The following is a 9849-nucleotide window of genomic DNA, read 5'->3' as shown; positions in this document are numbered from 1 at the left end:
AGTAATTCATCAGTGCATCAAGCCCCAGTCCGAAAGAGGAAGCCAGGATGGTTCCCATGGTCAGATCGGGCTGTACGGCGCCGGAGGTACCTATGCGAATGATGTTTAAAGAGGTCAGGTCCTTTTTTATTTCGCGGGATTCGAGGTCTATATTCACCAGGGCATCTAATTCATTGATGACGATGTCAATGTTATCTGTGCCAATACCGGTGGATAAAACAGTTAGGCGCTTTTGCCCAAGGTAGCCGGTATGGGTGATGAACTCTCTTTTTCCTTTTTTGAGCTCTATCCGGTCAAAATATTTGGTGATTTCGGAAACGCGGTCCGGATCTCCTACAGTTATGATGGTATTGGAAATGTCTTCAGGTCTTAAATTCAGGTGATAAACACTTCCGTCTTCATTGATCACCAAGTCTGATTCTGATAATTTGCTCATCGTATATAGAGTTAATTTTGTTAAATGGTACTGAGATAGGTTGCTTTTACACTGTCTATGCTTTCTAAACGGTCAATGACCTTATTTAGTTTTAGCTTCCGGATTTCAATGTCCATGCTGCAGTTGGTATCGAAGGATTGCTGTTTAACCGCAAGGTCTTCATCTTTGATAACTTTCATCACGTCATTCATACTCAGGTAATCAAAAGTGATCCTGTATAGGTCATTGACAGTTTTTTGAATTTTCACGGCATGGTCCAGCGCATCTATGGTAGCATTTTTATAGGCGTTGATCAGTCCCGGTACACCTAAAAGTGTTCCTCCGAAATAGCGGACCACGACCACCAGGATATTGGTGAGGTCTGCAGATAACAGTGTATTTAATATGGGTCTTCCCGCGGTTCCTGAGGGTTCTCCGTCATCGTTTAGCCGGAATACGCTTCTGTCTGGACTTAAACGCAGTGCCCAGCAGAAATGCCTGGCTTTAGCATGCTCAGATCTGAGGCTAAGCAGGATGGACTTTACTTCATCTTCGCTGCTGATGGGATAGGCATAGCCAATAAATTTACTTCCCTTATCTTTAAAAAGTCCTTCGGATGACTGTTCAATGGTATTATAGGTATCTTCAAAAAGCATGCAACTGAGCTAAGGTGATCAAAATGATAGAGGCAAGGGCCAGCAAGAGTCCGATATAATTGATTTTGATGAACTTTTCTTTAAAGATGATCAGTCCAATTAGACTACCTAGAATAATAACGCCCATGTTCATGGCCGCAAATACGGTTGAGGGGTTACTGGCCAATGCCTGATGGGCTTTGAGGTAAAAAAAGATATTGCCAAAATTGAAGGCCCCCAGGATACAGCCGCATAAAAAATTGACCAGTTCCAGCTTCTGTTTTTTTACGATGGCCAGATAGCCAATAGCGATCAGGGAAATGACAAATGAAAGCCCAAATACCAGCACTAATGAAGTGGTAAAGGGCATGGATTGTACCTGTGCTATTTTTTTAAACAGAACGTCAATAATGCCGAAGCCTGTAAATACCACGGTTGGATAGATCCAGTCGGAAATTTGGCCACCGCTTCTCTTGCCCTGTTTTTTAAATAAGGTAAGGAGTATAGCGACTATCCCGGTGAGCAGGCCTGCAAGTTTTAATCCGCTGATGCTTTCTTTAAACAGGAAATAGGAAGCGAGTATGGGGATAAAAAGAGACAAGCGCTGGGCAATGTCTGATTTTGCAATTCCAATATTTTTAATTGAGGCGGCCAGTATCCAGAAGACAACAGGTAATAAGATACCAAGCCCGATATATATTGGTGATGGTGCCTGGAGCAGGTCTCCTAACTTTGGCCTGAAAAACACCAGGCTAAATAAGATAGCGAACAGATAGTTCCAGGTAACAGCCTGGATTACATTGATCTTATATCGCTTGGCGAGTTTTAGAAAAACAGCGACAGTAACACTGCAAAAAATACTTAAGAGGATGTATATCATTAGGACGACGTATTTTTATATAGAATGAGTTGATCTTCATTTATTGGGGAAACACTTACAATATTCCCATTAATCCGGGGTGCAGAAATGCCGGATTCCCAACTTACAGTGGATGTTAAAACCCTTGCTTCATCCCATAAATTTGATGAAAGGAACTGATTTAAGATATTGGCACCGCCTTCAATCATGACCGATTGTATATCCATCAGGTAAAGCTGGAAAGCGATTTTTTGCGGCAGGTAGTATTGCATATCTTCCATTTGAATGTAATGCAGGTTATTAACTACATCTGTTTTTAATTCATTGAAAATAATGGTCTTAACAGTATCGTTATAAATATTCTTATCAGATGGAATTTCGAGTTTTCTATCGATAACGATCCGGATTGGATTTTTTCCATGCCACGCTCTGGTGGTGAGTTCCGGATTATCGATCAATACGGTTTTTTTGCCAACCAGAATGGCATCTTCTTCGCTTCTCCATTTATGAACCAGTTTTTTGGAAAGTGCACCTGTAATCCATTGCATGGAAGGTTTTAGTGGTGCAAAAAATCCATTGGCTGTTTGTGCCCATTTTAAAATGATATAGGGCCTTTGTTTTTCTATTCTGGTAAAAAAGCGCCTGTTGAGCTGTTTGCATTGTTCTTCCAAAACGCCATGGATGACTTCTATGCCGGCATTTTGCAGCTTGGATATGCCTTTGCCGTTGACATCAGGGAAGGGGTCTCTGTTGCCTATGACTACTTTTTTGACCTGGTGTCTGATCAGCAGATCGGCACAGGGTGGGGTTTTACCAAAATGTGCACAAGGCTCCAGGCTTACATATACTGTGGCTTCTTTTAACAGGCTTTCGGCTTGTTCGCCATATTTTTCCAGTACAGAATGAATGGCGTTCACTTCTGCGTGTGCCTGCCCGATTTTTTGGTGATAACCTTCACCGATAATTTCATGATTGTTGACGATGACGCAGCCGACCATTGGATTTGGGCTTACAGAAGCCATTCCTAATTCTGCCAGTTCCAGGCATCGCTGCATATATAATTCATCTCTCATTAGGGCAAAAGTAAGGTATATTGTTTGATTTAGTTACTTTTACAGGCCATGAATTTTAAAGAACTAAGAGACCTTTTTATTAGTGAAGGCGCTGAAATTTATAACCAGGAAGAGGCTTCTGCATTGTTTTACAGGATGCTAGATCAGCTATTGGGCTGGAGCAGAACGAAGGTAATGACTCATTTGGATAAAGATATTGAGGCTTCTGATTTGTCCAAATACCTGAAAGTTTTGGAAAAACTGAAGGCTGGACAACCAATTCAGTATATTTTTGAAGAAACGTGGTTTTATGGATTTCCTTTCAAGGTAAATTCTGCGGTTTTGATTCCTCGTCCGGAAACGGAAGAACTGGTTCATTGGATTATTGAAGTGCTGAAAGGCCGGAATGGGGGAAGCTTGCTGGATATAGGTACCGGGAGTGGATGCATTGCTGTTGCGTTGAAGAAATCATTGGATGGTTTCCATGTTTCTGCTTTGGATATTTCTGCAGATGCACTTGAGGTGGCTCAATATAATGCTTCTATTAATAAGGTAGTTGTAAATTTTATAGAGGCTGATATCCTGGCGTATTCAGGAACCGAAAGTTTTGATCTGATTGTGAGTAATCCTCCGTATATAAAGGAGGATGAGAAGCCGGAAATGCATGAAAATGTGTTGGCTCATGAGCCTCATGGTGCTCTTTTTGTGAGTAATGAAAATCCCTTGATTTTTTATAAAGCCATCGCTGATTTTGCGTTGGTGCATTTGAATCCGCAAGGCTTACTTTTTTTTGAGATCAATGAATATCTTGGTAAGGAAACGGTTGATATGCTGGGGTTCAAAGGCTTTAAACAAATTACGCTTAAAAAGGATATGCAAGGTAAGGACAGAATGGTGAGTTGTATGCGATAATACCTTGTCTTCTAGTTTCTTGGGTGGAACTGAGTAATGATACCCTGCAGGTAATCTCTGTCCAGATGGGTGTAAATTTCTGTAGTGGTGATATTGGAATGTCCCAGCATTTCCTGCACTGCACGCAGGTCTGCGCCGCCTTCTACTAAATGTGTTGCAAATGAATGCCTTAAGGTATGCGGACTGATACTTTTGTTTAGGCCAATTTGCTCTGCCAGGCTCTTGATCATGGTAAAGACGGATATCCTGGAGAGACTTGTGCCCGTTCTGTTGAGAAAGATAAAATCTTCATTCCCTTTTTTGATGTTGAGATGTACTCTGATCTCCGTGATGTAAATACGAATGAGATGAAGTGCGGTTGCGCCTATGGGAATAATCCTTTCTTTATTTCCTTTACCGGTTACTTTAATAAATTCGGATTCAAGGTTGAGGTCGGAGATTTTTAAGCCGGTTAGCTCTGAAACACGGAGGCCACAGCCGTAGAGTACTTCTATAATGGCCTTGTTTCTCATGCCTTCGGGCTTTGAGGCATCAATTGCTCCAATGAGTTCATTAATTTCGTGAATGCTTAACACGTCCGGGAGCTTTCTACGAATCTTTGGCGTTTCGAGTAGTTCTGAGGGATCGGTCTGGATGAGTTTTTCCAGAAGCAGGTAGCCGAAATAAGCCTTTAGACCTGAAATGATCCTTGCTTGTGTATTGGGAAGTACACCCAGTTCATGAAGCCAGACCAGGAATGCCTTTAAATGTTCGGTATGGATGTCTTTAACCTGCAGACTGAGGTTTACCGCGTCCAGGTATTGGCTGAGTTTGGCTACATCGTTCAGATAGGCGTCAACAGAGTTTCCGGAAAGTGCACGTTCCAGTTTGAGGTAACTTTTGAATTCTTTTAGGTAGGGATGGATTATCACACAAAAATTTTATACTGTAAATTTTTACCATTATGTTTGACGGGATGAAGATACAAATTATAAATGGACCAAATTTGAACCTTTTAGGGGTAAGGGAACCTGGTGTTTACGGTAACGAGAGTTTTGAGAATTATCTGGTGCGGTTGAAGGAACACTATAAAGAGGTTGACATTCATTATTATCAGAGCAATGTAGAAGGGGAGTTGATCAACAAACTGCATGAAACTGGTTTTTCATTTGATGGTATCATTTTGAACGGAGGCGGGTATACGCATACTTCTGTGGCGATTTCTGATGCAATTGCCGCCATAAAGACGCCAGTTATAGAAGTGCATATTTCTAATATTTACGCAAGAGAGGAATATCGCCATGTTTCCATCACGGGCAAAAATTGCAAAGGTATTTTAACCGGATTTGGGATGGACGGTTACAGGCTGGCCATAGCGCACCTGATCCACCCATTATAGGGTTATTTGAATTCGATACCGCTGAATTTTCTGATTTTCTTAATGAAAAAGCTGTAAACAATACTGGAATGTAGTACGCCTGTATGTTGTTTATAGGGGATCTGTTTAGCTGTTCTTTTTTTGCGTGTTGCAGAAAGATGTTTAAAAAAGTGAAAATGAGCTTTGGATACGGCCATTGCAAATTTTACTTCTCCTTTTAACAGGAAATGGAGCAATGCAGCAAAATCAATGAAAAAACGGATAAATATCCTTGAAAACACTTCTGGTGCGGGAAGGTTTTTTTGCATGATCATCAGGTTATTCCTGAAATTCAAATAGGTTTTAAATGGATTGGTGGCGTTTAACGAACCACCACCTACGTGATAAACTTCGGCATCCGGGCAGAACATGACTTTATAACCCAGGTTTTTTAGTCTCCAGCAGAGGTCAATTTCTTCCATATGGGCAAACAGAGCTGCATCTAATCCTCCGGTTTCTGTCCAATACTTGCTTTTTATAAAAAAAGCCGCACCGCTGGCCCAAAAGATTTCCAATGTGTTGTTGTATTGTCCCTGATCATTTTCTATGGCATCAAAAATTCTTCCACGGCAAAATGGAAAGGCGTATTTGTCCAAAAATCCGCCTGCGGCTCCGGCGTATTCAAATTGGTTTTTATCTTTATGCCATTTGATTTTTGGCTGTGCTGCTGCAATGTCCGGGTTGCTTTCCATCAGGCTAATGACCGGACTGATCCAGTTTTGCGGTACCTCTACATCTGAATTTAAGAGAATGAAATAGTCTGCTTTTACTTGTTCGAGAATCTTATTGTAGCCTCCGGCAAATCCGTAGTTCTGATCATTTTGTATGATCTGGATATCCGGGTAATTTGTTTTAACAAAATCTACGGAGTCGTCTGAGGAGTGGTTATCGCCAACAATGATCTGAAGGTTAGGGTATTGTGATTGGACAACACTGGGCAAAAACTGCTCTAGCAATGCTTTTCCATTCCAGTTTAAGATAACAACTGCTACACTTGGCTCCATATTTATGCTGATTGTTGTTTGTGCTTCCATCTTTTGTGACTCCATAACCAGTATTGTGGTTCTGCAAGTATACTCTCTGTTAGTAGTTTAAATTGCATTTTTGTGATTTCGTGCTCTGCGGTTTTCTGTGGTTCTTCCGACAGGAGGACACAATCTAATTCATAGTATCCTCTTTTGAGTATACGGACTTGTATGTAAAAAATTGCCCTGTCGGTTTGAACTGCAATTTTTTCAGGTCCTGTATAGACCGCTGTTGGTTGATGAAGAAAGTCTATCCAGTATTTGGCCTGGTCTGTTTCTGGTGTCTGATCTGAGGCCAGACAAAGCACGGAAGGTATATTTCTTGAACTGGCCAGTACCCTTAGGGTTTGTTTCATAGACACCATGGTGTTTCCAAACCTGGACCGCATTTTGTGAAACCAGATGTTGAAGGCTGGGCTATGGAGAGGTTTATAGACCACGAGTTTTGGACTGGATACTTTAATTCCGAAGGCCAGCATTCCCCATTCCCAGTTCCCATAGTGGGAGGAACATACGATTACGCTTTTTTTAATGGCGAGTAAGGCTTCAATATGATGGAGATTAGTGAATTTGCATCTTTTTTCCAATTCTGCTTTACTGATCATCGGCATTTTTATGATCTCAAAGATCAGATCGCACAGAAAGCGGTAGAAGCGTTTTTCAATCGCTTCAATTTCAGTTGTACTTTTACCGGGAAAGGAGCGCTTCAAATTATCGCGGACCACATTTTTTCTGTAGCCTGTAATATGATAGACGAAATGGTATAAAGCTGTTGAAAAACAATATAATAGGGGCATTGGCAATAGAGCAATGAGGTATAAAAAAAATATACCCATGTAAGAAAACCCCTTTTTTATCATTAATTTGGCGAATTGAGAATGCAAACATAAATTAACAAATGCAAAGTCCGGCAATATTTCCACTTTTTTATCTTCCGCCCGTAGGGTATTTTTCAGCACTTAATGCGCATGATTTTAATTTTATAATAGAAAGATTTGAACATTTTCCTAAACAGACTTATAGGAACAGAGCTAAAATTGCCTCTCCAAACGGGAGTCTGGACTTGTATGTTCCTGTAGTTAAGGGTTCAAAAGTGCATACGGTTTATAAAGATGTCAAAATAAGTTACGATTTTAAATGGCAGCGGCTTCACTGGCTTAGTTTACAGACTTCCTACAGAAATTCCGCTTACTTTGAGTACTATGAAGATGAGCTTTCTCGTTTTTATACGCAGAAATTTGACTTCCTGTTTGATTACAACCTGGAGATTTTCGAATGGATTCTGCAAAAACTAAAAAAGCCTGCGGAACTGTCTTTTACGGAAGAATACCTAAAAAATATAGGCGCAGAACTGGATTACAGGGACAGACTGAGTTTTAAAAATCCATCATTGGTTCATCCGGCTAAGCCTTATTTCCAGGTTTTTGAAGACAGAACTGGTTTTATTGAAAACCTGAGTGTGGTGGATTTGTTATTTAGCCAGGGCCCTCAGGCAAAATTATTCTTCTAAATAGATATGGGAAAACGCATTAAGTCAAAAAGAAAAAGGAAGCATTACGCTCTGCCTGTGGTGGGCTCCAGCCCAGGTCAGGTCTATATTGATGAGCATTCACTAGAACCTAAAGTGACCGTTCACGCTTTTAACGCTGGTGAATATAAGATTGAGGAAACCAATTCTATTGAGCACTTAAGTAGGGTTTTATCGGATAAGAGCCTTACTTTTTGGGTAGACATCAGAGGTTTCAAATCTGAAGCCATGTTTGAAACACTGACACGTGATTTTAATGTAAATAAACTGGTTCTTGAGGATATTACCAGGACCTATCAGCGGCCAAAACAGGAAGAATACGATACCTATGTTTTTGCGGTGAGCAGGATGTTGTTTTTTGATGAGGAGAACAACCTGGAAAATGAGCAGATTTCTTTCATTTTGACGGATAATGCGGTTTTTACCTTTCAGGAAGGCTATGAGAATTGCCTTGATCCTGTTCGGAACCGGTTAAAAGCGGGTAAGGGCAATATTCGGGTTTCTGGCAGCAGTTACATCATGTATGCAATTATGGATGTGGTGATTGACAAATACTTTGAAATTCTGAATATCTGGGGAGAAGATCTGGACCAGATCGAAGATCGCCTGATTGATAAGCCCGATCGCTCAATTATGTATGACATTCAGGCGGTGAAGAGAAACTTGATTGCCATCAGAAGGGTTGCCTGGCCTGAACGTGATAAATTGAATGATTTTTTAAGAAGTGACAGCCCGTTGATTACGGATCAGACTAAACTATATATTCGGGATGCTTACGACCATTGTATCCAGATTATCGACATTGTAGAGTCTTTAAAGGAGATTTCGGCCAGTAACCTGGACATGTATCTTTCTATCATCAGCAACAGGATGAACGAGATCATGAAGGTTTTAACCATTATGTCTTCGATCTTTATTCCCTTGACCTTTATAGCAGGAATTTACGGGATGAACTTTGCCCGGCAGGATCCTGTTACCGGTAAGTTAATGCCTGATAACATGCCGGAATTGTATGCACAGCATGGCTATTTGTATACCATGATCATTATGGTGGTCATCGCTGTAGTACAGGTCATTTATTTCTGGAGAAAAGGTTGGTTTAAATAGTGTAAGAGGGAGATTTAAGCCAAATTATTTTTACATTCGCGATACATGCAATCTTTTGACCTGGATAAGACCGATGTATCTAAGATAAAATCGGCATTAAGTAGTGGTAATGACGAACACTTAAAAGCTGTTCTTGGGGAATATCATGCCTCTGAAATTGCAATTCTATTTGAGAGTATTACTAAAGAGGATCGCCAGCGGATCATTAATCTTCTACCTGTAGAAATCGCTTCTGAGGTGATTTCAGAGATGCATGAAGAGGCACACCCTGAGGAACTGCTTTTGCAGCTGCATCCGGAAAAACGTACGGAGATTGTTGAGGAGCTGGATTATGATGATGCGACGGACATCATTTCACAACTCGAGGAACATGAACAAAAGGAAATTCTGGGTGATCTGAGCGAAGATGATGCGTCGGAGATCAGGAATTTGCTTCGTTATGACGAGGATACTGCGGGTGGTTTGATGAACACGGAGTTCATCAGGATTAACCTGAACCTCACTAAAAAGGATGCGATTGAAGAGATCATCAGACAGAGCGAGGAGATTGAAGAGTTTTATACCATATTTGTGGTAGATGATCATAATATTTTCCGTGGGATTGTTTCTCTGAAAGATATTATCAAATCGAAGGGAAATGTACATATCACGGAGCTGGTTAAAACGGAAGTGGCCTGGGTATATCCGGATATGGATCAGGAAGAGGTGGCCCGTTTAATTTCGCAATACAACATTACCAGTATTCCGGTAGTTGATCATGAGATGCATCTGCTTGGAAGGGTGACATTTGACGATGTTATTGACGTTCTGGAAGATGAGAATACGGAGGATATACTAAAAATTTCGGGGGTATCAGAAGATGAGGAATTAAGTGGAAACTGGATAGATGCGGTAAAATCAAGGTTACCCTGGTTAATCAT

Annotated in this window: 11 protein-coding genes and 1 pseudogene; 5 read left to right on the top strand and 7 right to left on the bottom strand. The window is 40.8% G+C overall.

From position 1 onward, the window contains the following. From VNZ46_RS01520 to ribD, 4 genes and pseudogenes are all read right to left on the bottom strand, one after another. Window positions 1-436, bottom strand: a pseudogene (locus VNZ46_RS01520) (phosphorylase); the annotation flags it as partial. A gap of 20 nt (window positions 437-456) precedes the next feature. After that, window positions 457-1071, bottom strand: a complete 615-nt coding sequence (locus VNZ46_RS01515; protein WP_325558307.1) for a YigZ family protein — start codon at window positions 1069-1071, stop codon at window positions 457-459. Further along, window positions 1061-1930 carry an EamA family transporter gene (locus VNZ46_RS01510; protein ID WP_325558306.1) on the bottom strand — a complete coding sequence of 290 codons (870 nt, stop codon included), beginning with the start codon at window positions 1928-1930 and terminating at the stop codon, window positions 1061-1063. The genes VNZ46_RS01515 and VNZ46_RS01510 overlap by 11 nt, the downstream gene beginning before the upstream one ends. Next, window positions 1930-2982, bottom strand: coding sequence for a bifunctional diaminohydroxyphosphoribosylaminopyrimidine deaminase/5-amino-6-(5-phosphoribosylamino)uracil reductase RibD (ribD, locus tag VNZ46_RS01505; RefSeq protein WP_325558304.1), 1053 nt, complete (start codon window positions 2980-2982; stop codon window positions 1930-1932). Before ribD ends, VNZ46_RS01510 begins: the two co-directional genes overlap by 1 nt. 48 nt (window positions 2983-3030) lie before the next feature. Between ribD and prmC the strand changes: the two genes are divergently transcribed. Then, window positions 3031-3873, top strand: coding sequence for a peptide chain release factor N(5)-glutamine methyltransferase (gene prmC / locus VNZ46_RS01500; RefSeq protein ID WP_325558303.1), 843 nt, complete (start codon window positions 3031-3033; stop codon window positions 3871-3873). 11 nt (window positions 3874-3884) lie between these two features. Here prmC and xerD read toward each other — a convergent pair whose 3' ends face one another. Next, on the bottom strand, window positions 3885-4784 hold the full coding sequence (xerD, locus tag VNZ46_RS01495; RefSeq protein WP_325558302.1) for a site-specific tyrosine recombinase XerD: 900 nt from the start codon (window positions 4782-4784) through the stop codon (window positions 3885-3887). Window positions 4785-4828: 44 nt separating this feature from the next. Between xerD and aroQ the strand changes: the two genes are divergently transcribed. Further along, window positions 4829-5251, top strand: a complete 423-nt coding sequence (aroQ, locus tag VNZ46_RS01490; protein WP_325558300.1) for a type II 3-dehydroquinate dehydratase — start codon at window positions 4829-4831, stop codon at window positions 5249-5251. Window positions 5252-5253: 2 nt separating this feature from the next. Here aroQ and VNZ46_RS01485 read toward each other — a convergent pair whose 3' ends face one another. Beyond that, window positions 5254-6318 (bottom strand): glycosyltransferase family 2 protein, encoded by a 1065-nt coding sequence (locus VNZ46_RS01485; protein WP_325558299.1) that lies wholly within the window; start codon window positions 6316-6318, stop codon window positions 5254-5256. After that, a complete protein-coding gene (locus VNZ46_RS01480; RefSeq protein ID WP_325558298.1) occupies window positions 6276-7130 on the bottom strand; it encodes a lysophospholipid acyltransferase family protein in 855 nt (284 codons plus the stop codon). Before VNZ46_RS01480 ends, VNZ46_RS01485 begins: the two co-directional genes overlap by 43 nt. A gap of 62 nt (window positions 7131-7192) precedes the next feature. On the opposite strand from VNZ46_RS01480, the gene VNZ46_RS01475 reads away from it, so the two are divergent. The 3 genes from VNZ46_RS01475 to VNZ46_RS01465 all read left to right on the top strand — a co-directional run. Next, entirely contained in the window at window positions 7193-7804 is a 612-nt protein-coding gene (locus VNZ46_RS01475; protein WP_325558297.1) for a WbqC family protein, read from the top strand. Window positions 7805-7810: 6 nt separating this feature from the next. Continuing rightward, window positions 7811-8929: a magnesium/cobalt transporter CorA gene (gene corA, locus VNZ46_RS01470; RefSeq protein WP_325558296.1), complete on the top strand. Its 1119-nt coding sequence runs from the start codon at window positions 7811-7813 to the stop codon at window positions 8927-8929. A 45-nt stretch (window positions 8930-8974) separates the two neighbouring features. Continuing rightward, window positions 8975-9849: magnesium transporter (locus VNZ46_RS01465; protein WP_325558295.1), on the top strand; the 875-nt coding region annotated here is incomplete at its 3' end.

Source organism: Pedobacter sp. (genome assembly GCF_035566355.1).
Taxonomy (GTDB): Bacteria; Bacteroidota; Bacteroidia; order Sphingobacteriales; family Sphingobacteriaceae; genus Pedobacter.
The sequence above is the reverse complement of the archived record's forward strand: the minus strand, read 5'-3'. Positions and strand labels throughout refer to the sequence as shown.

What these genes read in the sequence shown, in the direction of transcription:
- VNZ46_RS01515 (WP_325558307.1), bottom strand. Translation starts at nt 1,071, where the DNA reads ATGCTTTTTGAAGATACCTATAATACCATTGAACAGTCATCCGAAGGA.
- VNZ46_RS01510 (WP_325558306.1), bottom strand. Translation starts at nt 1,930, where the DNA reads ATGATATACATCCTCTTAAGTATTTTTTGCAGTGTTACTGTCGCTGTT.
- ribD (WP_325558304.1), bottom strand. Translation starts at nt 2,982, where the DNA reads ATGAGAGATGAATTATATATGCAGCGATGCCTGGAACTGGCAGAATTA.
- prmC (WP_325558303.1), top strand. Translation starts at nt 3,031, where the DNA reads ATGAATTTTAAAGAACTAAGAGACCTTTTTATTAGTGAAGGCGCTGAA.
- aroQ (WP_325558300.1), top strand. Translation starts at nt 4,829, where the DNA reads ATGAAGATACAAATTATAAATGGACCAAATTTGAACCTTTTAGGGGTA.
- VNZ46_RS01485 (WP_325558299.1), bottom strand. Translation starts at nt 6,318, where the DNA reads ATGGAGTCACAAAAGATGGAAGCACAAACAACAATCAGCATAAATATG.
- VNZ46_RS01480 (WP_325558298.1), bottom strand. Translation starts at nt 7,130, where the DNA reads ATGGGTATATTTTTTTTATACCTCATTGCTCTATTGCCAATGCCCCTA.
- VNZ46_RS01475 (WP_325558297.1), top strand. Translation starts at nt 7,193, where the DNA reads ATGCAAAGTCCGGCAATATTTCCACTTTTTTATCTTCCGCCCGTAGGG.
- corA (WP_325558296.1), top strand. Translation starts at nt 7,811, where the DNA reads ATGGGAAAACGCATTAAGTCAAAAAGAAAAAGGAAGCATTACGCTCTG.